This is a genomic window from Symbiopectobacterium sp., assembly GCF_047692315.1.
Taxonomy (GTDB): Bacteria; Pseudomonadota; Gammaproteobacteria; order Enterobacterales; family Enterobacteriaceae; genus Symbiopectobacterium.
In genome coordinates this window covers 26,665-49,672 of the sequence record NZ_JBLLJS010000012.1, presented here as the reverse complement: position 1 = coordinate 49,672, position 23,008 = coordinate 26,665, and the positions used below count along the sequence as shown (strand labels likewise).

Here is a 23,008-nt window from a genome sequence, read left to right as displayed (position 1 = left end):
TGTTGACGTTAATGTTATTTTTCTCGGAGAGATATAATGAAATTAAAGTTAGTTACGTTGGCAATGGCTTCATTGGTCACACTCAACGCGCATGCTACCGCCATTGATTATCAGCATGAATTTAAAGACTCATCAAACGGGGAGCACAATGATAGCTTACGGTTTTCTACGCTTTTTGATCAGGGTTTTGGGTTGTCAGCAGAAGTTCGCTGGGCGCAGCATGCTAATGATAAATCACAAAAAAAACCGTTTAATGAAAGGGTCAGTAGTGGTACGGAAGTGATCGCCAGCTATCAACATGAAATTAACAAGATTTTCTCAATGTAGCCGGGATTTTCGTTAGAATCGACCGCTAACTATAACAGCTATCGTCCTTATCTACGCGGAAAGGCGAATATTACCAATGATCTTTTTCACTAACTTATTGTCCTTATTATAAACGGAACAGTAACAATATTGGCACGCCAAAACAAACATTGGAAAAAGGCTATAATCTGACGTCAACTATTGCTTATAATTTTCTTAAGGATTACACACTCGAAAATGGGATAAAAATTGGCGACCTTACCGGGCCTTCCGGTGCCATACCCTTGATCTGACCACACCGTTAAATATGCTGTCGGCTTTTATTTTCAAACAATTAAGCTTTTAGTAACTGCAACGCGCACTCTTTCACACTTGCCAGCAAGATTTTAACGTCTGCCAGGCAAACGGTAGGATTCAGCACGGAATAATCGTTGGGTCTTCTCAACTAATACCGGCACTTCAATCAGCATAAAAATCACGGTAAGAAACACCACTAATGCCGAAGAAAAAAAGCTGGATACATGGCTGAGCATGCGGGTAATCAACCCGAGAAATTGTCCCAGGTCAATCAGCGACATCGCAGCCTCGGGCGACAGCGTTAAACCCAGTTCCTACAACGGCGCCATGCCTACGGTAAGCTGGCGTGTCATCAAACTGCGCATTTGCAGGCTCATTTGGTTTAACTCAGCACCATCCTGAGCAGGACACAAACCAACAGCATTAACAATACAACAGCATTAACAATACGCCGCCCAGCAACACCACCACCAGAGAACGCGGTATCCGTGAGCGACACAGCAGCGCCACCATGGGCTCCAGCACGATAGCCAAAAACAAGGAAAGCAAAATGATGGAAAGGATTGAGGCAGCCGGATGGATCGATGGCCAATGCCGCTAAAAGCAACATGCGGCGAAGCGATGTATCATCGGAGCATACAGGTGTTTTCATGAGAGCCTGCTTATCGTTAAAACAACATTTACACCCTCCCGCACGCAATAAAATCCATTATCAAAAAAAGCGCGTCGGAAAGTCTGTTCTTCAACAGAAAATATAGCGGCTTTTCGCCGCCGCGTCGTTTTAACCGTTACTCGCGCCAGTGTGTTCTGAGGTAATCCACCGCCGGTGCGGTTTGAGGCTGATGAAGAAACCCCTCACGAAAAAGCACGCTTCCTTTTACTTCCGGCAGCGCATCGTTAAGTTCAAGTTGTCGCCGCAACTCAGGCACACCGCTATCTCGCGCCCAATCAGGTTCTTTTTGCGAAGGTACACCCACTTTGTATAACGCGATCCCCACGTACAGACGGGTTTTTATCGGCCTTACCACACTCGCCCACCATTTCACCAATGTGTCATAACGGACAATTTCTCGTGCAAAAGGCCAGTAGATTTGCGGGATGATATAGTCAATCAGGCCACGCTCCACCCATAAACGGGTATCCGCATAAGCGATATCATAGGTGCCGCCGCCGAGTGTATCCGAGCCACGTGGGTCTTTCTCCGCGTTACGCCACACGCCTGCCGGGCTGATGCCAAACTCAACCTGCGGTTTGACCGCTTTGATCGCCGTCGAGATCTGCTCAATCAATAGCAAGGTATTATTGCGCCGCCAGTCCCCTTTGGTAGCAAATCCCTGCCCATACTGGCGATAAGTGGCATCGTCTTGCAAACGCGAAGCCGGTGTTTCGTAGTAGAAATAATCATCAAAATGGATACCATCCACCTCATAGTTGTTGACCAGTTCCACCACCACATTGGTTATCCACTGGCGCACAGCAGGTATACCAGGATCCAGCACAAACCGATCGCTCGCCGTACGTATCCACTCAGGGTGTAACGCATACACGCTGGCAGGCGAAGCGCTGAGCGTGTGTCGCAGTGCTGTCACGGTTTTCGGCTGAGTATTACTGGTCACGCGGTATGGATTGAGCCAGGCGTGGATTTTTAATCCGCGCTTGTGCCCTTCAGCAAGCATGAAGGCCAGTGGATCGTAACAGGGATCTTTACCCACCCCCCCCGTCAGTACATCAGACCACGGCAGCAGCGCCGAACGATACAGCGCGGTGCCATCCGGTTTCACCTGAAAAAAGACCGTGTTAACGCCCAGACTCACGAGGTTGTCCAGCTTATCGATCAGCGCCTTTTTTTGCAGGACGATACGACGTTCGTCGGAAGGTTCATCACTCGATGCGGGAGACGGCCAGTCAAGGCCAGAAAGTGTCGTAAGCCAAACCCCCTTGACGTTCTCCGGCGTAGCCGGAGAGACGAGGACGGGAGCCTTAACCGCGGGGGAAGGCGTAACTTTCCCTTTACTGCACCCTATCAACCAACACGCCAAAAATATCAAGAAAAGACAACGTCGATAACTCAGCATGTTTGGGCTGTTCCTTGGCAGTAAAAAAGGTAATCACGGATTAGGTGCGGTATTTTTCCACCAGCGCTTTGGCGATAGCCTCCGTTTGCGCATCAGCGTTGCCTTCGATGTCAGACGGGCGGAAATGCATCTGGAATGCACTGATGGTCAAACGGGTTTCTTTATCTAACTCACCGTTTTGCGGGATTTTATCATAACCATACCGAAGCAATGTTTTCTGCAACGTCAGCACATCAGCTGGCGAATCCGGTTGCCGCCCAGCCAGATACTTGTTTACCGTTGCGTCATCAGGCCAGGCTCCTACTCCCATTTCAGCAAAGCGTTTCCAGGGAAACAGCTTTCCGGGATCTTGCTTGCGCAGCGGCGCAATATCGCTGTGAGCAAGGACATTATCTGGCGTGATGTTGTTACGCTTAATAATGTCTTTGGTCAGTGCGGCAAGCGCGGTGATTTGCGTTTCATTGTAAGGATACCAGGTGCGAACGCCAAGCATGTTATCTGTAAACCCGAGATTAACGATCTCGATGCCTACGGAAGAGTCGTTGAGATTTACCCGCCCATTCCAATTGCTGACACCCGCATGCCATGCCCGCTGGTCCTCCGGCACCAGTTGCAGCACCAAGGGTTTGCCATTTCGCAGCGGAGGATTTTTCGTCACCAGATAATGAGCGCTGACCTGCTCCTGGGTAAGCACCTTTAATGAGCGCGCATCATCCAGTGCGGTGTAATGCAAAATCAGAAATCGGACACGCTCGTTCTGACCTTTTGCCGGATGGGCTGTATCGACAATGTACTCACCGCGATCGACCAGCGTTGAACGCGGCGTGGAACACCCGGCCACAATCAATGCAAGTAAACCAACAGTAAGCAACTTAAGCCCGCCTGGGCGAGAGGTTGTTAAACAGGAATTGGACATCATAAAAAGAATCACCTCCTTGGCGATAGTTAACAGTAATAAAGGTTACAAATAAGAAAATAAACAGACGCTTTATTCTAATAATAATTACTCTGTTGCTATTAAATCATTGTTAAACCATCGCAAAATTTAAGCGTTTTATAACATTACCAATGGCCGGGGACGATTTTAAACCATAAAAAAGTGACGGCGTCACTCACGTGTAAAGTAGGTTGAGCATAAAATCGATAAAAAACGGGGGTAACCGGGCCCCCGTGTTTTCTTTCACTCGCTGCTATAACGCACGCTGTCGAGTTTCCTGACCTAACAGCATGATAGCAAAGACAGCAAGCAGGATCGCCAGGCTAAACAAGGCAAAAATACCGCTGATGGGCACCGCCCCCGCTACCAGTATCCCTACCAGCAAAGGCCCCAGAATCCCACCTATACGGCCAACCGCGACCGCCATTCCTGCGCCAGTAGCGCGAATGGATGTTGCATATTGCTCTGGCGTATAGGCATAAAGCGCACCCCAGGCTCCCAGATTGAAAAACGAGAGCAGAGAGCCGGATAGCAACAACTGCGGCGCACTGGTGGCAACGCCGAAGAAATAGGCACTGATCAGCGTACCCAGCAGATAGACCACCAGCACTACCTTTCTCCCAGCCCGTTCAATCAGCCAGGCAACGGTAAAATAGCCGGGCAACTGCGCCAACGTCATCACCAGCACATAACCAAAACTTTTCACCATATCAAAACCTTTAAGCATCATGACGCTCGGCAACCATAAAAACATGCCGTAATAGGAGAACACTACGCAAAACCAGACTATCCACAGCATCACGCTGGCGCGGCGCTGTTCCGGCGCCTACAGCGCAGCAATTTTGTGACGAAATGCGCTTTTTTTCTCTTTCTGGCTGAGTTGCAGATAGTGCGGCGAATCCGGTAAACGAAAACGCAGGTACAACGCATAGAATGCCGGCAACGCGCACAGGATCATGGCACCACGCCAGCCAACACTCGGCAACGGAATGAGAAAATAGGCGATCAATGCCGCCAATAACCAGCCTACTGCCCAAAAGCTTTCAAGCAGAACCACCACGCGACCCCGCACTTCCGGGACAACACTTTCACTGACCAGCGTTGATGCCACCGGCAGTTCACCGCCTAATCCCATACCGATAAAGAAACGCAGCACAAGAAGGCTTCCCAGCCCCCAGGCAAATGCGCTTAATCCGCTGGCGATGCTGAACATCAATAGCGTAACCATAAACGCGGATTTACGCCCTTTGCGATCGGCATAGAGCCCAAAAACAAAGGCACCAACCGCCATCCCGATGGAATTTACGCTACCAATCAGCCCCAACTGGGCGGTCGTCAACCCCCACGCCAGTTTCAGCGCCGCCAGAACAAAAGACAATAACCCCACGTCCATGGCATCAAACAACCAGCCGGTGCCACAGATTTAGCAACAACTTACTGGATAGCTCACCCTGTCTTACCTAAGATAAAATCATGATATTGTTATGTCATCGTTAATCACGGTTTGTTTAGCATACTAAACACGCGTAACGCTGTCATGCGGAGTTTTTACCCTGATAGCACAATTTCTCCTTATGGTGGAGTGACACCATGACCGAAAAGGCAATTTCAAACGCCGCACCTCTCCATTATTCTTCATTCTTCGGTAAATCAGCGCTTTCATAATATGCGACCCAGCGTCTATCTGCACATGGGGTGGCGCGAACGGCTCTCCGTACTTAGACGCTTGTTGTTTACTGCACGATCCCGTATGCCGGAACAATGTTTGCCGGAAGTGATGCCGAATTGGAGAGAGTTTCTTAAACCAGAACATAAAACCCGCTTTATCTGGTTTGGTCATTCCAGCCTGTTGCTGAATATGGATGGCGTCACATTGCTGATCGACCCGTTTTTTTTCAGCTTCAGCCGCGCCCTTTCCCTTTCGCATCAAACGGTTTCAACCGCCAGTGGTGCCCATGGAAGCGCTGCCAGCCATTGATGTGATCGTGCTTTCACATAACCACTATGACCACCTGGACCGCGCAACCATTGATTTTTTTCGCGACAAGAAAACCCATTTCCTTACCCCGCTCGGTATGGGCGAAACGTTGCGCAAATGGGGCATTGCGGCCGGACGCATTACCGAACGGGATTGGTATGAGGGATACACCTGGAAGACGCTGACATTGACCGCCACACCGGCACGCCATGCTTCGGGGCGCACGCCCTTCGACCATAACAAATCTCTCTGGTGCTCCTGGGTGTTGCAACGCCCTCATGAGACACTGTATTATAGCGGCGATTCTGCTTATAACGATCACTTTACGGCTATCAGAGAGCGATTTGGACCCGTTCAAACCGTGCTCGATCTGGCACCACGTACGTTTGTTCCTATCCACTGGGGAATGTTTACCTTGTCACTGCACCACTGGACGGAACCGGTGCAGCGTAGCCATGCGCTGGCCGCGCAGAAAGGAATCCGGGTGCTTTCTCCGCGACTGGGTGAAGTGGTGGATAGTCACTCATCCTCGCCTTTACCGTTATGGTGGATGCCCCTTGTCCCCATGCAACATACATTGTCGAAAAGCACGGTCCCGATACCGCCCTCATCATCTGACACGGCCTACTCGAAAAACGACACTCCATAGAGAAAAAAGTTGCCGCAATGTGATACTTAACCTGAGAAACGGCGTTGATAGGTCAAATATTTAGCGGTTTTGTCGTTTCTTTATGCGTTTGACATTGCCATTTCAGGTTTAAAGTACATTTTATAGTAAACTGATTCGATCCCAGATTTTAACCATCCATTTAATAAGGTCTTTTTCTTGGCAAAATCATTACTACGCAGCGGAAGTTTGGCCGATTTTTTTGCGCTGGGCGAAAATGGGCAGCCGGTGTATGCATCGGCACTTCAGTTGCGGGAAACCCTACGTTTACGGAGACAACAAGAGATCGCTGATTGCCTGGCCATTCCACAGCCTAACGAAACGGGCGATCGTCTTGACTGGTATGCCCCCGGCGAAGGAAAAGTAACCTCATGGATGGCCGCGGGCGAGGCGGAACGAGACGCAGCTCTGGAGCAATTACAAACCTGCCTGACCACCGTCGCCACCCTGAGTGAACGCGCGCTCGCCTCAGAAAGTGCGGCTCAGCAACGCTTTGGAGTCCTGCTCGCCAAGGCGTTCCAATTCCCGGCTGCAAATTACGTTTATCTGGTCAATGGGCACCCCGTGATTACCTTTTGGGGCTTTATTAATCTCGACCAAAAACCGCGAGCCGATGCATTAGAATGCCTGCGCGAAGCGTTACCGGCCATCACGGCACAGCCGCTGGTTGAGCCTGCTGCGCCGCCCATTTCCCAGCCCAATGCCGCAGCGGCCTATGCGGAAACGTCCTCATTGCCGGTTGAGCCGGAAAACGAGTCAGAGGAAGCTCCCAAGGTGGCAATCCCTCCAGTGCAGCCTGCTGTTCAAGGGAAATCGGCATTACGCCGCTGGTGGTGGATAGCACCGGGCATGGCGTTGGCCGGTGCGTTGGTTTGGCAATTCCGCGCAGGCGTACCCAGCAAACCGGTAACGTCAGAGCCGGTGGTCGCGCATACGCCGGAAAAACGCGTACTGCCCGCCACGGAAAAACCCAAAGAAGCCGAGTCCGTCACACAAAATGCCACGCCGATAGCACCACCGCCTGTTGCTGCTGAAACGTCCACTGAAGCAGAAAAAGTCCCGGTTGTTGCGCAGAAACCTGCCGCCCCGAGCGCACCGCCGGTTGAAAATGTGGTCGCTGAGACGAAACCGGAAGAGACCAAACCGGTAGACAAAAATGTGCTGGTGATGCCTGCGTTGGCCGTCAAGCTGGGCAAAACCGATTTCCTTAACGGTAACTGGCGCGTCACTGCCGATACCAAAACCCCTACCATTGGGAAACCGGCCAGCTTGCGTTATCAACTCAAGGATGGTCAGGGCACGGTACGTCTCACTCACGGTGATGGCGTCACCTGCCGCGCCAACGTCAGCGCCGGATTAATGCAATCGGGCAACCTGATTATCAACAGCCGGGTCAAAGCGCGCTGTAGTGACGGATCGCGCTATCAGATGCCTGAAATTGTTTGCACCCAGGGAGCCAGCGGCGCGGCTGAGTGCTCAGGCCGCTACGACGACGATAATCTGATCCCTTTGACTTTCAAGCGTGAGAGCGAATAACCCTATGCTGGCCACGATTACGGACTATAAACAAAAGATCACTCTCATCCAGGACAGCGGTCTGCAATTTTTGGATTTTGCGCTCAAACCGGCAATTGATGTGCAGGGCCCGGGCAAGTTTGTCCGCAAAACGGCTAACGGCCCACTGCTGCGCCTGATCCTTAACGAGGAAAACGGTAAATATCTTTTGCCAGCCCCGATGGGGACCGCACCAGAAGTGGTGCGCCCTGAATCCAGCTTCTCGCTGGGTCAATCGCTGCTGTTATTGAGTAATGTGTGGCTGCCGTTGCCCTTTATGCGTTTCAACCCGCCGCGTACATTTATTGGTGGCCCGGATAACTGGGCGCGCATCAAGGTCGTTACGCTGCCAAGGTCGGATCAGGACGGCAATACTCACCGTATCTGCATCGTTTTCGACACCAAGGTCTACCCGGACGGTGATGAAAATGAACTGCTCGCTCCGACGGAAAGCGATATTACAGCTGGCCTGAAATTCACACTGGCCTATCATAGCGAAGAGTTAGGTGAATTCCTCGATTTGACCTGGGTGGATGGCTGGTTACGCGAAGTCTTTACCCAACATGCGACAGAGCGTGAGCAGCGCAGTGAGGCAGACCAACGCACCGCACTACGCGGTTTTGAGTATCAGGCCCACTATCTGAATCTGCTTGATATGCTGGGCAAACAGCTGAGAATCCCGGAAATCACGCTGGTTGCGGGCACGCGACAAGAGCCTGATATTGCGGTCGACCTGATTCTGGATGTTGGCAACTCACATACCTGCGGCATTCTGGTCGAAGATCATCCAGAAGCACACAACGGCCTGAGTCAGAGCTATGAGCTGCAATTGCGCGATCTGGAGCAGCCCCATCAGATCTACAATGAGATGTTTGAAAGCCGAATCGAATTTGCACAAGCGCAGTTTGGCAAACCCAATTTCTCGCTGGAAAGTGGCAGAGAGGACGCATTTCTTTGGTCTTCTATCGTGCGTGTTGGCCGAGAGGCCAGTCGCATGGCGTTGGTCCGTCTTGGCACCGAGGGCGCCAGCGGTCTTTCCAGCCCGCGCCGTTATCTGTGGGATGAAGAGAGTTACGCGCCAGGCTGGCGGTTCAGTAAAACCGTCGGTAACGCCGCGCTGGAGCCTCACGCCATCGCGGCCCCGTTCACCCATCTGATGAATGATGAAGGTCAGCCGCTGTTTAATGTGCCGTTCGACGATCGTCTTCCTGTGTTTTCAGCACAATACAGCCGCAGCTCATTGATGATACTGATGCTGTGTGAACTGCTGGCACAAGCGTTAAGCCAAATGAACAGCGCGGCGCAGCGCGCAAAAATGATGAACGACAGCGCACCGCGACGCCTGCGTAACATCATTTTGACGCTGCCTTCCGCCATGCCAAAGCCAGAACGCGAAATTTTTCGTCGTCGCATGCAAGAAGCGATTGGCCTGGTCTGGAAAGCGATGGGCTGGCACCCGGCTGATGACGGGTTCAGCACCGAAAAGGAGAAAGCCGCAAGCCGCTTCCGCGTGCCTGAGGTGCAAATGGAGTGGGATGAAGCCACCTGCGGTCAGATGGTTTATCTCTACAACGAAAGCCAGGTGAATTTTGGTGGCAACACCAAAGCATTTTTCGCCAGTCAGGCCCGGCCTGATCGGGTACGCGATGCTGATGAGCGGCCAGGACAGACCTTACGCGTCGCCTCCATTGATATCGGCGGCGGCACCACCGATCTCGCCGTGACGCAATACACGTTGGATGACAGCATCGGCAGTAACGTCAAGATCAGCCCGTTGCTGATGTTCCGCGAAGGTTTCAAAGTGGCGGGTGACGACATTTTACTGGATATGATCCAGCTCTACGTGCTGCCCGCACTGCACGCATCGCTGAAAAAAGCCGGGATCGTCAATCCTGACAGCGTGATGGACAAGCTGTTTGGTAACGCAGGCAGAATGGATGGGCAATCCGCACTCCGTCAGCAATCTACGCTGCAAATTCTGATGCCGATTGGGCGCGCAATTCTGGAGTCTTATGAAGGGTTCGATCCGCTCGACATGAGCGCCGAACTGGAAGCCACCTTTGGTGAACTGCTGCCGCATCGCCCGACCAACAAGGTGTTGGATTATCTGAACGGCGAAATTCAGCGCGAACAACCGGCGGATGCCCCTGCATTTGATATTCTGCACACGCCGCTTATTGTTCGGCTCAGTAAATTGCACGGCGAGTTTTTGTCAAACCGCATCAGTATCACGCAAAACCTGCGCTCTTTGTGCGAAGTGGTAGCACTCTATGACTGTGATGTGCTGCTGCTCACCGGACGCCCGTCGCGCTTCCCCGGCGTACAGGCGCTGTTCCGTTATCTTCAACCGTTGCCCACCAGCCGCATCGTGTCGCTGGATGGCTACCACACCAGCGATTGGTATCCGTTCAATAAATTTGGTCGTATTGAGAACCCTAAATCTACGGCGGCTGTCGGTGCCATGCTCTGTCTGTTGGCACTGGATCTCCGCCTGCCGGGCTTTTATTTCAAAGCGGGCGATTTTGAACCCTACTCGACCATCCGCTATTTCGGCATGATCGATGACAATCAACAGTTAACCCAGGATAACCTTTACTACAGCGACATCGATCTGGACGCCGCCGACTTCGAGTTGGACAAACGCGGTTACTTCTCGGTGCGCGGCGGTATTGGACTGGGTTTCCGCCAGTTGGATAACGAACGCTGGCCCGCGACACCGCTTTACACGCTGACCATTACCGATCAGCCGCTGGCGCGTAAGCTTGCCGGTGACAGCGTATTGCATCTGCGCCTGGCAGTCGTGCGTGAAGCGGGACAAGCTGCACCAGAACGTTTTGAAATTGCCGACGCCACGCTGCAAGATGGCAGTCAGGTTCCTCTTAATTATCTGCGACTGCGGCTTAATACGCTGGCTGACAGAGCTTCCGGTGCCACACATTACTGGATTGACAGCGGGAGCGTATTTACCAAATGAGAGCACTGACGCCAAAACAACTTTCAACCCGGTTAACCACGCAACTGACTGCCGTATCAGACGGTATTGAGCAGGCCATTGCCTGGGTGGAAACAAACCGTCCCCGTTCGCCGCGTTTGGAGATGGAAGCCGATACGCTGGCGATAAAACTGCGTCGGCATCGCAACAAGGCACAACGTCTGGCCGACAGCGCTGGAAAAGAGATGGCCATTGGGCTGTTTGGTCAGGCGCAGGAAGGAAAAACCTACCTGATTTCCTCGCTGGCCGCTGGCGAAAATGGCCTGCTGGAAAGCGATCTCGGTGGCCATACGCTGGACTATCAGGCGCACATCAATCCTGAGAGTCAACCCGCCGGACTGGTGACCCGCTTTACTCGACAACCCGGCGTGAAAAATGCCACCTACCCGGTTCAACTGCTACTGTTGAGCGAAGCGGATATTGTCAATATTCTGGCGCAGGCCCATTTGGCCACTGCCGTTGCACCACAAACGCCGCGCGGACTGGCCGATGACGAACAGCAACTGGCCGATCAGATGGCGCTGCTGGCGATGCATCGTCAGCCTGAAGCGATTCCGGGGTTCAGCAGTGATGAAGTCATTGCCCTGTGGGACAGTCTGGCCCGTCATGATGGCAAACGGCAAAAGTGGCTCGAAACTCACTTCTGGCCCGCCGCGATAACCCTCACCCCTGCGTTGACCATTGACGATCGTGCGCGACTGTTCTCGGTGCTGTGGCAGGGCAAAGAGGAATATACCGCGGCGTATCGGCAGTTTGCGCATACGCTACAGCGTCTGAACTACAGCCACAAAGTGTTGGCGCCGTTAAGCGTGCTGGTGGATGACGTCTTGCTGCCTACCGATGGCATCATGAACCTGTCGACCGTTGCCTACCTCAATACGTCTTCCGACCCCAGTGTGCATGTATGTCCGGTCATCAACAACCGCGCCAGTAAACCGGTTGAGCTTTCACTGGCGGAACTGGCCTTTCTCTCCGTGGAACTGGTGGTGACATTGCAATCGCCGACGCGCGAGCCGCTGTTTGAGCAAGTCGACCTGCTTGATATCCCTGGTTTTAATCCCCTTAGCAGCGTACAGGTTACCGCCAGTGCCGGGAACGATCACGGTACTGCACAGCGCTATCCGGTGCTGGTAAAACACCTGCTTCATGCCAAGGCGAGCTATTTACTCGAGCGTTACACCGAGCAGCACGCCATCAATCTGTTAATGGTCTGTACTGCGGTGGACAGACGTGCCGATGTCAAAGCAGTAGGCAAAGCGCTGGATTACTGGGTGAAACAGACGCAAGGGGAAACCGCACAGCAGCGCAGCCAACACAAACCCGGTCTGATTTGGGCCGTCACCAAATTCGATCAGCTCGTACTGCACAACACCCACTACGATGAAGGCGTTCAGCGCTATGTGGGCAACCCGGGCGAATCCTGGGGAACCATGTTGGCAACGGATGAACGCGGTGTAAAACGCATGGCCAATTGGCTGGATACCGAAGTGAAACGGGAAACCAAGCTGGCACGGCTGTCCGAGCAGTTGCATGACATGCAAAATGAACTGTCCGAACACATTCTCGGCGGCTGGTATCAATCAGACAGTGAAATATCGGCAATGAGAAAACAGAAAGTCGCCGAATCAGTCCTGAAGTCACTACAGACGCGCCCCGGTGTACACGGAGAACTGCTGGAGCTCATGCTGCCAACGCGGGATGAGCTGCGACGTCTGTATCAACAGCAGCGCCAGACGTCCACTGGCAATGTCAGCCATCCGGTGCTGGAAAGCGCTACCGTCACAAACGCCGATCCGTTTGGCATCGGTATGGATATTGATCTATTCAGCGACGCTCCGCTGGATATCGCGCACGATGATGCAGCGCAAACGCGGAGCGATGTAGATATCAACACGGTATTTGCCCGTCAGGTGCTGCGCTTTTGGATAAACCATATGCGTAACCTGCCGGACAACGCGCCGCTGGTCGAGTTGCTCGGGTTGGGTAAACCGACGCTGGAAATGCTGATGGAAGAGATCATTACCGCCGGTCTGCGTCAGGGCATCAGTCAGGTGCTGCACGCTACGCTGAATCAAGACGATCACCCCAGCGCCTACTCGGATAATGAAATCGACAGCCAGGTGTCTCGCGCCCTAACGGTTCTCGGCGATTTTGTGGCCTGGCTGGGCTTCCAAAATCTCCCTGAGAATCAACGACCGGAAAGCCGCATCAACCGCGGTCGTAAAATTTTCGCAAAACCGGAAAAACAGGCAATCAGTTGGGGAGCGGCTAAACGGTTGACTAAACTGTCATTAACGCCCACCAATAACACCGCGTTTTACGTGTATGACTGGCTGGTTGGACTCAATACCCTGATATTACAAAATGCCGGGCACTCTGCCGGTGGTGAACTGTATGCCGAACAGCGCAAACAGCTGGGTGCTATCCTGCAAATTTTCAAACCCACTCCCGCTGGCGCCAAATAAGTGATTCGCCCTTTCGCGTTGTGGCGCAGGGGCGAACCTTCAGATTGCTGCTATCAGGGATAGTTTTCGATATGCGTGCCGTTCATTTCAAGTGTGGCGAGCAGTGATGAATGGTGGTTATCAATGATATGATCGCGCAACCGCGCCAGGCTGACGTCATAATCGGACATGCAACAGGCGGCGTAGTAGAGGGATTTTTCTGTCATTGTGGCAAAATAGCGCTCAACGGCATGCTTGATGTCCGATAATGTCATTTCGGATGCAGATGTTGAAGCCTGCGTGGTTTTGCCTGTTCCAGAAAAGGTTCACAGCCCTCTTTCATCATCAAACTTCTTTTCGACTACGTTGATAACACGTCGCAGCCCCCGAATTTATTGACATAACATTTGATGATACTGAGCCTGCAAACCCCGACCTTTCATCCTGAGCAGTGGAAACACAGCATGAAAGTGCTGCACCGCATTTTGCGTCTGCACGGAAAAAAACTGGTGTTGCGCGATTACCTTGACGACAGTTGGCCGCGTCGTCAGTTGCATAATACCCTGAGCAGTCTGCCCGATGATGTACGCGTCTCGATGAAGGCCACGGCGATGGATTACCGCCCCGGCTTTGCCAATAACCCAGAGCTGATGTCTTTCCTCGGCAATAAAAAATGGATCGAATTCGATTTGTGGGGCATCGACTACGACTGGACGCTGCTGCCCTGCATGCTGGTGAATGAAATTCAGGGGCGTTTGAGCTGGGCGCATGCCGTAGCTGGCGATGAGCTCGAAGCCATCAGCGCGCGCATCAGTTGGGAGTGGATCAACAACAGTTCGCTGTTGGATTCGGTCAACGAAATCAACCTGTACGGATTGGCGCAGTTGATCAACCACTCCGACAGCGGTGATCTTCATGCCGCCGCACTGTTTCAGCGCTGGTTGCATGACAACCATGGGGTTAACGGAGCTAATAGTCTTGATGCCGTTCAGTCGCTGTTTTTCAATAGCTATGACTGGATGTGTAAAACCCCGTATTTCCTTGGACGCTTGTTGCACCGCCATAGTCAATTACCTCACACCCTGGAACAGGCCATTCCGTTGTTACATGCAGAAACGCGAAGCGCCAACTGGGCGCAATCTTTCCAGCCGCTATTCCCGACTGACGATCGCTCACTTGGGAGTAATCAATATGAACTGGTGGCCCTTGAACGCCAGCAATCCCATTTCTATGCCCATCACCTGCGGCAGTCAGCACGAGAAATCCATCACGCCGGACTACTGCCCGAACCGCTCTCCGCGCGGCTGGCTGCCAGTTGGGATTGCGCCTGGTGGTACACAGCGCTGTGCGACCATGCAAAACAACCGGTTGCCGATTCACTCTTTACCATGAACTACGGTGCGACGGTTGCCACACGAGAGCAACACTGTAACGACGCCCAGGTCTTTGCTGAAAAATTACATCACTGGCTGACGCAACATCAGTAAGATTACCCGCACTTTCTGCGCATGCTAATGGCCCCAGAGCACTTGCATCAATTAGCGGAATCTTGCCGCTAGCCGTCCTCTGACTGACAGGCACCGCGGGTAAGTGGTTGTCAGCATAAGCGTTGCTTGGAACAGGTGAAACGCTGTTTTGAAAGGGAAATTCTTCGAAAACGGAATATGTAGCAAAGTTGTGAGAGTTATCGCAAATACCAGAGTTTCATGGTGACTAACATCACATTTTCGTGGCATTAAAGCGTGACGTTATTCACTTTTCCGGCTGTTTTACGTGATGGCGATCTCAATTTATTTTCATTCTTCCATTGTGTAGGCAATAATGCCCCAATAAATGGATATGTCGCATTAAGGGACCTGAATCATGCCACAACGCTTTTTGCTCGATACCTTATCCACTCCCCTTGGGGATTTATTAGTGATCGCTGATGAGCAGCACCGATTACGTGCCGTAGAGTGGAAAGAATATGAGGAGGAATTATACCGTCTGCTGGCACGGCGTTATAAAAATGATCCCTTTGAGTTAATGGAAGCGGTCAATCCGGGCGGCCTAACCCAGGCGTTAGCGCACTATTTTCCGGAGAACTGCATGTTATCGATACGCTACCGGTCGCAAGCCTCGGTACGCCATTTCAGCAACAGGTATGGCAGGAACTGCGCAAAATCCCTTGCGGCACCACCATCACCTACGGAGAGTTGGCCGCACGCCTCGGCTCGCCCACAGCATCGCGCGCGGTCGGCATGGCGAACGGCAGCAATCCTGTCAGTATTGTCGTCCCTTGCCACCGGGTTATTGGTGCCAATGGCGCACTAACCGGTTATGCGGGCGGCGTGCAACGTAAAGCCTGGTTACTGGCACATGAAGGGGCCATTGCGTGTCAAGGCGCATTACCGCTATATAACCAATGACATATTGATTAATTATTGGATAACGGAAAAAGGTGTGACCGATACCGTTTTTCTTTTAATAGCAATCTATGCACCCTATTTATTCGTTTGATATCCGAATGACGACACTTACCATGACCGATAAAAGCTGTTAAAATTGACCGATATCAATTATCGACTGAGCAAAGTCTATGATCCCGGAAAAGCGAATTATTCGGCGTATTCAGTCTGGTGGTTGTGCAATCCATTGTCAGGATTGCAGCATCAGCCAGCTGTGCATTTCTTTTATATTAAATGAGCACGAGCTCGATCAGCTCGATAATATCATTGATTGAAAGGAAGAAGCCGATCCAAAAGGGACAAGCGCTGTTCAAGGCCGGTGATGAACTGAAATTCCTTTACGCTATCCGTTCTGGGACCATTAAAAGTTACACCATCACCGAACAGGGTGACGAACAGATTACCGGTTTCCATTTGGCCGGCGATCTGGTCGGTTTCGATGAGCGGTGAAATTCGCAGCGATCAAGACATGATCCTGTTACTGTCGAAAAAGAACGCAGAAGAGCGTCTGGCCACCTTTATTTATAACCTGTCACGCCGTTTTGCCCAGCGCGGCTTCTCTCCGCGTGAATTCCGTCTGACCATGACGCGCGGCGATATTGGTAACTACTTAGGGCTTACGGTTGAAACCATCAGCTGTTTGCTCGGCCATTTCCAGAAAGGCGGCATTCTGGCGGTGAAGGGAAAATACATCACCATTGAGAATATTGATGCCCTGTCTGAACTGGCCGGAACGGCACGCGCCAAAGCCTAACCTATTGCCAGGACATCGTTTTTATTTTGTTGATCCGGCTCTCATCACCAGTTGTTAAAAACGATTCCCATGGGGTACTCTTAATTACCAGCTGTAAGTTGACAGCTGTTAGGAGGACCTATGGCAACGTATCAGAACTTACTGGTAGCTATTGACCCGAATCAGGATGACCAGCCCGCACTGCGGCGTGCCGTCTATCTGGTTCAGCGGTTAGGCGGTCGTATCAAGGCATTTCTGCCGATTTATGACTTCTCTTACGAAATGACCACCTTGCTATCGCCGGACGAACGCACGGAAATGCGCCAGGGTGTCATTGAGCAGCGTAAGGAGTGGATTGCAGAGCAATGCTCCTATTACATTGAAGCCGGTATCCCCATTGATATTAAAGTGATATGGCACAACAAACCCTATGTTGCCATTATCCAGGAAGTGATCGCCCATCAGCACGATTTGGTACTAAAAATGGCGCACCAGCACGACAGGCTGGAAGCGGTGATTTTTACCCCGCTGGATTGGCAACTGCTACGTAAATGCCCCTGCCCGATGTGGATGGTGAAAGACCAGCCCTGGCCCGATAATGGCCGTGCGCTAGTCGCAGTGAACCTTGCCAGTGAAGACCCCTACCACGACCCGCTTAACATCAAGCTGGTTTCCGAAACATTGGCATTAGCCAAACAGGTCGATCAAACGGAGGTACATCTTGTCGGCGCATATCCGGTTACCCCGATAAATATTGCCATCGAATTGCCCGATTTCGATCCCGGTGTCTATAACGATGCCATTCGTAGCCAGCATCTAATTGCTATGAAATCCTTACGCCAGAAATTTTCGCTGGATGAACGCCTGACTCATGTGGAAAAAGGGCTGCCGGAAGAGGTTATCCCCGATTTGGCAGAGCATTTGCAGGCCGGTGTTGTGGTGCTGGGCTCACTGGGACGCACCGGGTTGTCTGCGGCATTTATCGGTAATACCGTTGAGCACGTTATCGATCACCTGAAATGCGACCTGCTGGCCATCAAACCCGATGACTTTGTTTCTCCGGTAACCCTCGATGGCGAAAGTGAGGATACCAAAGCATAACCCTTCAAGGTTATAATCAACCTCTTTGGACGAAATCGACCGGATGGCCGATTTCGTTTTTTTATGCGCTCACCGTCATCCTCAAACACGTTATGCTGTAATCTCGCTTACGTTGCCAAACGGTTTAACACGTTTTCCCGTTTATCTTTGTCTTAGCTGAGACGAATTAAAACGCTATTTACACAGGAGACCTACCATGGACGTTCAGCAAACCCTCAATGCCATGACGCTGGAAGAAAAGATAGGGCAAAAACTCATGCTGGATTTTCGCCGCTGGCAGCGGCAGGATATGACCGAACCCAATGGCGTCATCGCCAATCTCTTGCGTATCAATCACATTGGTGGCGTCATCCTGTTTGCCAACAATTTAAAAAATAAAGTACAAATTAAAACGCTGACATCCTGGTACGCGTCACTGCAAACCGTCTCAGGGGTTCGGCTGTTTATCGGCACTGACAATGAAGGCGGGAACATATTTCGCTTACCGCGCGACGAGTATGCTTCGTTCTCGGGCAATATGGCCCTGGCCGCGGCGGTGACACGCAACTGGCTCACACGCAGGGGGCACATATGGGGCACGATCTGCGAGCATCAAACATTAATACCAACTTTGCCCCGGTGGTCGACGTTAACAGTAACCCGCTCAATCCGGTGATTAACGTGCGTAATTTTAGCGATGACGTGGCAACCGTCACCACGCTGGCAGAAAAAATCTCCGCAGGTATGCAGCAACAAGGCGTGATGACAGCTTATAAGCACTTCCCTGGGCACGGTGACACGTCAAGTGATTCTCACACGTCTTTGCCTCGTGTCGATCGCTCGCGCCAAGAGGCATTCGCCATCGACATCGCCCCTTTTGCTCAGGCTATCGAACATCATGCCGCCCCTGATATGATCATGACGGCCCACATATCCCGCGCTGGATAACAGCCACATCACTACCCGAAGCGGCGAAAGCATCATTGTCCCCGCAACCATGTCACGGGAAATACAGAGCAACCTGTTGCGCGAACAACTGAACTATCAGGGCGTAACCATCACCGATGCGCTGGATATGGGAGCCATTGCCGATCATTTTACGCAAGAAAGCGCGATGGACTCAGTGTTTCGCGCAGGCGTTGATATTGCGCTGATGCCTATCAGCGTTGAGACACCAGAACAGGGGGCAACGTTGTCAACATTGATTGCCGGAATTGTTGAAAAAGTAAAACAGGGTTACTACAGCGAGGCAGAAATCAACGAGTCCGTTGCGCGCATCCTTACGCTGAAACAGCGCTACCAGCTGTTAGGCTATGCCAGCAACACCCCAGTTGCATCGCCCTGCGACGACACCGAAGCCCTGATTGCCGATCGTTCGATAACCGTAGTGATTAATCAACACGCCACGCTACCGTTGCTCGATAAAATGTTGCGCTATTTTATTCTGACACCGTGGGAGGAGCAGGCCAGCGGCATCAAAATGACCATGGAATAATATGGCTACCCGAATGTGGAGATAGCCAAAGAATCCCAATTGACGGATCAGGAAATTCGACAGCGAATCGCACAATGTGATGTATTTCTACTGGGAACGCTCTCAACCAGCTTTACCCCGGTAGAAAAAGATGGAATAGCCACAACGCAAAACACAATGCAGAACGATACTGCCCGCTACCTTGGCTGGTTGCGCTATGCGGGGTCGATCGGTAAAAAGCGGATACATTTGTCACTGCGCGCCCCCTATGACATCGCTCTGTATGGCAATGACGTTGACGCCGCCCTCGCCAGTTATGCCTATTTTGGCTATGACAACGGCGTATGGCGCGGAAAATCCATGATATCGCTGGCGAAAGTATTGACAGAAAACGCTTCGCCACAAGGCAAGCTGCCAGTAACGGTCTGGGAAAACTATGATGCAACAACCAACACCGGCACGGTGGCATTTCCTCGCGGCTTTGGTTTGAGCTGGTAACCCAACCCACTGAGCAGATAAGAAATAAAAAAGGGCAGAATTTCCCCTGCTCTCAACAACATACGTTTTTGCACGAAACCAATTACAACTCTTTGAGAATCGCTTCCACGCTTTCTTTGGCATCGCCAAGCAGCATCTGGGTGTTCTCTTTGAAGAACAGCGGGTTCTGCACCCCGGCATAGCCGGTGTTCATAGAGCGTTTGAATACGATAACGTGCTGCGCCTTCCACACTTCCAATACCGGCATCCCCGCGATTGGGCTGCCTTGATCTTCCTGCGCCGCCGGGTTTACCGTATCGTTAGCACCAATTACCAGCACAGTATCGGTATTGGCGAAATCGTCGTTGATTTCGTCCATTTCCAGCACCACGTCGTAAGGCACTTTGGCTTCGGCCAGCAGTACGTTCATGTGGCCCGGCAAACGTCCAGCGACCGGGTGGATACCGAAACGCACTTTAATACCGCGTGCGCGCAGTTTAGCCGTGATGTCATGCACCGGATATTGCGCCTGCGCCACCGCCATCCCGTATCCCGGTGTAATGATCACCGAGCTGGAATTTTTCAGCAGGTCCGCTACCTCTTCCGCAGATGCTTCACGGTATTCGCCCACTTCTTCGCTGGCACCGGTCGAGGAACCATCCGTCCCGAACCCACCGGCGATCACGCTGATGAACGAACGGTTCATCGCCTTACACATGATGTAAGAGAGGATGGCGCCCGAAGAACCGACCAACGCCCCGGTCACGATCAACAAGTCATTGCTGAGCATAAAGCCCGCCGCCGCCGCTGCCCAACCAGAATAGGAGTTCAGCATCGATACCACCACCGGCATGTCGGCACCGCCGATGGATGCCACCAAATGCCAACCGAACACCAGTGCAAAGGCGGTCATGAACAACAACGCAACGCTCTGCGCCGCCACGCTGCCGCTATTCACAAACCACAACAGCAGCAGGAACGACACCACCAGCGCCGCCAGATTCATCTTATGACGATGCGGCAGCATCAGCAGTTTGGATGAAATAATGCCGCGCAGCTTGCCAAACGCCACGACGGAACCGGTAAAAGTGGCCGCACCGATAAAGATACCGAGGAAAACTTCGGTCAGATGGATATTCACCATCACCGGATCGGTAATTTCTCCGTGATCGAGGAAGCTGTTAAACCCGACCAATACAGCAGCCAACCCCACGAAGCTGTGCAGAATCGCTACCAGTTCCGGCATTTCAGTCATCTCGACTTTACGTGCCAGATAGATACCGACTGCACCACCGATCGCCATGGCGGCAATAATCCAGCCAACGTTTCCGGCATTCGGTCCCAGAATGGTGGCAATCAGCGCAATCGCCATCCCGGTGACGCCAAAGATATTGCCCTGACGCGATGTTTCATGCTTTGACAGCCCTGCCAGACTGAAAATAAACAAAATAGCGGCAACAATGTATGCAGCTGTAACTAATCCTCCAGACATGTGTTACCCCTTAGTTTTTACGGAACATTTTCAGCATACGCTGGGTGACGGTGAAACCACCGAAAATATTGATGCTGGCGATCAACACGGCAATGAAGGAGAAGAATGACACCCATCCGCCATGACCGATCTGCAACAGCGCCCCCACCACAATAATGCCCGAAATGGCGTTGGTAACGGACATCAGCGGCGTATGCAACGCATGGCTGACGTTCCACACCACGTAATAGCCCACCACGCACGACAACGCAAACACGGTGAAATGCGATAAAAACTCTTTTGGTGCCACATTTGCCAGCCAACCGAACAGCAGAATAGCCAGTGCCATGAACGCGTATTTTTTCCACGGTGAAGCCGGTGCCGCTTTTACCTTCGGCGCAGCGGCGGCCGGTTTGGCCTGTTGCGGCTGGGCAGAAACCTGAATCGGCGGTGCTGGCCAGGTGACATCGCCTTCTTTCACCACGGTCACGCCACGGATCACCACGTCGTCAAAATCGACAGTGATATTACCGTCTTTCTCTTTGCACAGCAGTTTCAGCAAATTGACCAGGTTTGTGGCATAAAGTTGCGACGATTGGGTCGGCAAGCGGCTGGGTAAATCGGTGTAACCGATAATCTTGACGCCATTTTCAGTAACGGTCACCTGATCGGCCACCGTCAACTCACAGTTACCGCCGGTTTGCGCCGCCAGATCGACCACCACGCTGCCCGGTTTCATGCTTAGCACCATCTCTTTGGTGATAAGACGCGGAGCGGGTTTGCCGGGGATTAACGCCGTGGTCACAATAATGTCGACATCTTTTGCCTGTGCGGCAAAGAGTTCCATTTCCGCCTTGATAAAGGCTTCGGACATCACTTTGGCGTAGCCGTCGCCGCTGCCCGCTTCTTCTTCAAAATCAAGCTCAAGGAATTCGGCACCCATGCTCTGTACCTGCTCCTTGACCTCCGGACGGGTGTCAAAGGCGCGCACAATAGCGCCCAGGCTGCCTGCCGCACCGATCGCGGCAAGCCCCGCCACACCCGCACCGATAACCATGACTTTGGCGGAGGGGACCTTACCGGCAGCGGTGATCTGACCGGTGAAGAAGCGGCCAAACTCATGAGCAGCTTCCACAATGGCGCGATAGCCAGCGATATTGGCCATAGAGCTCAAGGCATCCAACGATTGCGCACGGGAAATACGCGGCACAGAATCCATTGCCATCACGGTCACCTGGCGCAGCGCCAGTTGCTCCAGTAACGCCGGATTCTGGGCAGGCCAAATGAAGCTCACCAGGGTGCTGCCTGCACGCAATAACGCCGTTTCATCCTCCAACGGCGCATTGACTTTAAAAATAATATCGGATTGCCAGACATCTGCCTGTTCCGCAATCGATGCGCCCGCGGCGGCATAAGCGGCATCGTCAAAACTGGCCAACTTACCCGCGTCGCGTTCTACTGAGACCTCAAAGCCGAGTTTCAGCAACTGTTCCACCGTTTTCGGCGCTGCTGCTACACGCGCTTCATTGGCCAACCGTTCTTTTAGTATACCAATACGCATACTGATTTCCTTTCGCTTAATTTTATACGAAGTTTTTATTGTCACCCCACCTGATAACTCGATTGCCCGGCAATGCTTGCGCAACGTTCTGTTATCAACAATCACAAGGCAATGACATATAACCTACTGAAAATGTGATCGATGATCCATATATAAAATCACTTTCCTGCAAATGCTTAGCAAACTTCGGCGAATGGCCAAAAGCCGTCGCTATCTGCCTTATTTTTATCATTATCTTCCGAAACGTATTTAGCGGTGATTCACAAAACCCGCTTGTTACGGGGTTGTTATTACGGACAATCCTTATAAATCTCACTTATAGCGCGTAAATTATCATTAATGGATATTATTCCCTTTTTTGTGCTGCGAATGCCTTACCCCCTGATATTGCATTGTCCTCTAACAAAATGCAGAGGCGCGAGCGGTGATTACGTGCCATAATCGCCATCACGTTGTGTCATCAGGTGATGACGTTTTATGTCGCAACCTTCCATGCGTCAGGCGAAAGGATTTTT

General features: G+C 52.0%; 16 protein-coding genes and 6 pseudogenes. 14 read left to right on the top strand and 8 right to left on the bottom strand.

Translation table 11 applies throughout. The annotated features are described in order from the left end of the window. Positions 1-36 precede the first annotated feature (36 nt). Positions 37-420 (top strand): annotated as a pseudogene (locus ACMZI0_RS04455) (oligogalacturonate-specific porin KdgM family protein). An 8-nt stretch (positions 421-428) separates the two neighbouring features. Continuing rightward, positions 429-599 (top strand): annotated as a pseudogene (locus ACMZI0_RS04450) (hypothetical protein); the annotation flags it as partial. A 93-nt stretch (positions 600-692) separates the two neighbouring features. Here the strand turns inward: ACMZI0_RS04450 and ACMZI0_RS04445 are convergent. The 5 genes and pseudogenes from ACMZI0_RS04445 to ACMZI0_RS04425 form a co-directional block, all read right to left on the bottom strand. Then, positions 693-884, bottom strand: a complete 192-nt coding sequence (locus ACMZI0_RS04445; protein WP_415672371.1) for a hypothetical protein — start codon at positions 882-884, stop codon at positions 693-695. Positions 885-985: 101 nt separating this feature from the next. After that, a complete protein-coding gene (locus ACMZI0_RS04440) occupies positions 986-1,255 on the bottom strand; it encodes a hypothetical protein (RefSeq protein WP_415672091.1) in 270 nt (89 codons plus the stop codon). Between the two features lie 136 nt (positions 1,256-1,391). Then, positions 1,392-2,678, bottom strand: a complete 1,287-nt coding sequence (locus tag ACMZI0_RS04435) for a glycoside hydrolase family 10 protein (RefSeq protein ID WP_415672090.1) — start codon at positions 2,676-2,678, stop codon at positions 1,392-1,394. Positions 2,679-2,718: 40 nt separating this feature from the next. Then, entirely contained in the window at positions 2,719-3,597 is an 879-nt protein-coding gene (locus ACMZI0_RS04430; RefSeq protein ID WP_415672089.1) for an N-acetylmuramoyl-L-alanine amidase, read from the bottom strand. A 271-nt stretch (positions 3,598-3,868) separates the two neighbouring features. Then, positions 3,869-5,008 (bottom strand): annotated as a pseudogene (locus ACMZI0_RS04425) (MFS transporter). A gap of 357 nt (positions 5,009-5,365) precedes the next feature. Here ACMZI0_RS04425 and ACMZI0_RS04420 point away from each other — a divergent pair. The 5 genes from ACMZI0_RS04420 to ACMZI0_RS04400 all read left to right on the top strand — a co-directional run bounded on the left by ACMZI0_RS04420 (position 5,366) and on the right by ACMZI0_RS04400 (position 13,271). Next, positions 5,366-5,593 carry a hypothetical protein gene (locus ACMZI0_RS04420; RefSeq protein WP_415672088.1) on the top strand — a complete coding sequence of 76 codons (228 nt, stop codon included), beginning with the start codon at positions 5,366-5,368 and terminating at the stop codon, positions 5,591-5,593. Continuing rightward, entirely contained in the window at positions 5,571-6,242 is a 672-nt protein-coding gene (locus ACMZI0_RS04415) for an MBL fold metallo-hydrolase (RefSeq protein WP_415672087.1), read from the top strand. The genes ACMZI0_RS04420 and ACMZI0_RS04415 overlap by 23 nt, the downstream gene beginning before the upstream one ends. A gap of 177 nt (positions 6,243-6,419) precedes the next feature. Further along, positions 6,420-7,796, top strand: a complete 1,377-nt coding sequence (locus ACMZI0_RS04410) for an SrfA family protein (RefSeq protein WP_415672086.1) — start codon at positions 6,420-6,422, stop codon at positions 7,794-7,796. Between the two features lie 4 nt (positions 7,797-7,800). Further along, positions 7,801-10,788 carry a virulence factor SrfB gene (locus ACMZI0_RS04405; protein WP_415672085.1) on the top strand — a complete coding sequence of 996 codons (2,988 nt, stop codon included), beginning with the start codon at positions 7,801-7,803 and terminating at the stop codon, positions 10,786-10,788. Then, positions 10,785-13,271: a putative virulence factor gene (locus ACMZI0_RS04400; protein WP_415672084.1), complete on the top strand. Its 2,487-nt coding sequence runs from the start codon at positions 10,785-10,787 to the stop codon at positions 13,269-13,271. Before ACMZI0_RS04405 ends, ACMZI0_RS04400 begins: the two co-directional genes overlap by 4 nt. A gap of 53 nt (positions 13,272-13,324) precedes the next feature. On the opposite strand, the gene ACMZI0_RS04395 is transcribed toward ACMZI0_RS04400, so the two are convergent. Continuing rightward, positions 13,325-13,525, bottom strand: coding sequence for a hypothetical protein (locus ACMZI0_RS04395; protein WP_415672083.1), 201 nt, complete (start codon positions 13,523-13,525; stop codon positions 13,325-13,327). A gap of 132 nt (positions 13,526-13,657) precedes the next feature. On the opposite strand from ACMZI0_RS04395, the gene ACMZI0_RS04390 reads away from it, so the two are divergent. The 7 genes and pseudogenes from ACMZI0_RS04390 to ACMZI0_RS04360 all read left to right on the top strand — a co-directional run bounded on the left by ACMZI0_RS04390 (position 13,658) and on the right by ACMZI0_RS04360 (position 19,482). Further along, positions 13,658-14,737 (top strand): hypothetical protein, encoded by a 1,080-nt coding sequence (locus ACMZI0_RS04390; protein ID WP_415672082.1) that lies wholly within the window; start codon positions 13,658-13,660, stop codon positions 14,735-14,737. A gap of 376 nt (positions 14,738-15,113) precedes the next feature. Then, positions 15,114-15,658, top strand: a pseudogene (ogt, locus tag ACMZI0_RS04385) (methylated-DNA--[protein]-cysteine S-methyltransferase). Positions 15,659-15,828: 170 nt separating this feature from the next. Continuing rightward, a pseudogene (locus ACMZI0_RS04380) lies at positions 15,829-16,451 on the top strand (helix-turn-helix domain-containing protein). Between the two features lie 120 nt (positions 16,452-16,571). Next, positions 16,572-17,531, top strand: coding sequence for a universal stress protein UspE (gene uspE / locus ACMZI0_RS04375; protein WP_415672081.1), 960 nt, complete (start codon positions 16,572-16,574; stop codon positions 17,529-17,531). 196 nt (positions 17,532-17,727) lie between these two features. Continuing rightward, positions 17,728-18,458 (top strand): annotated as a pseudogene (locus ACMZI0_RS04370) (glycoside hydrolase family 3 N-terminal domain-containing protein). After that, positions 18,451-19,005 (top strand): glycoside hydrolase family 3 N-terminal domain-containing protein, encoded by a 555-nt coding sequence (locus tag ACMZI0_RS04365; RefSeq protein WP_415672340.1) that lies wholly within the window; start codon positions 18,451-18,453, stop codon positions 19,003-19,005. The pseudogene ACMZI0_RS04370 and the gene ACMZI0_RS04365 overlap by 8 nt, the downstream one beginning before the upstream one ends. Before the next feature lie 156 nt (positions 19,006-19,161). Further along, on the top strand, positions 19,162-19,482 hold the full coding sequence (locus tag ACMZI0_RS04360; protein WP_415672080.1) for a hypothetical protein: 321 nt from the start codon (positions 19,162-19,164) through the stop codon (positions 19,480-19,482). An 82-nt stretch (positions 19,483-19,564) separates the two neighbouring features. Here the strand turns inward: ACMZI0_RS04360 and pntB are convergent, their stop codons facing one another. Together pntB and pntA are read right to left on the bottom strand one after the other, a co-directional pair. Beyond that, positions 19,565-20,953: a Re/Si-specific NAD(P)(+) transhydrogenase subunit beta gene (pntB, locus tag ACMZI0_RS04355; protein ID WP_415672079.1), complete on the bottom strand. Its 1,389-nt coding sequence runs from the start codon at positions 20,951-20,953 to the stop codon at positions 19,565-19,567. 10 nt (positions 20,954-20,963) lie between these two features. Continuing rightward, on the bottom strand, positions 20,964-22,493 hold the full coding sequence (pntA, locus tag ACMZI0_RS04350) for a Re/Si-specific NAD(P)(+) transhydrogenase subunit alpha (RefSeq protein ID WP_415672078.1): 1,530 nt from the start codon (positions 22,491-22,493) through the stop codon (positions 20,964-20,966). Between the last annotated feature and the right edge of the window lie 515 nt (positions 22,494-23,008).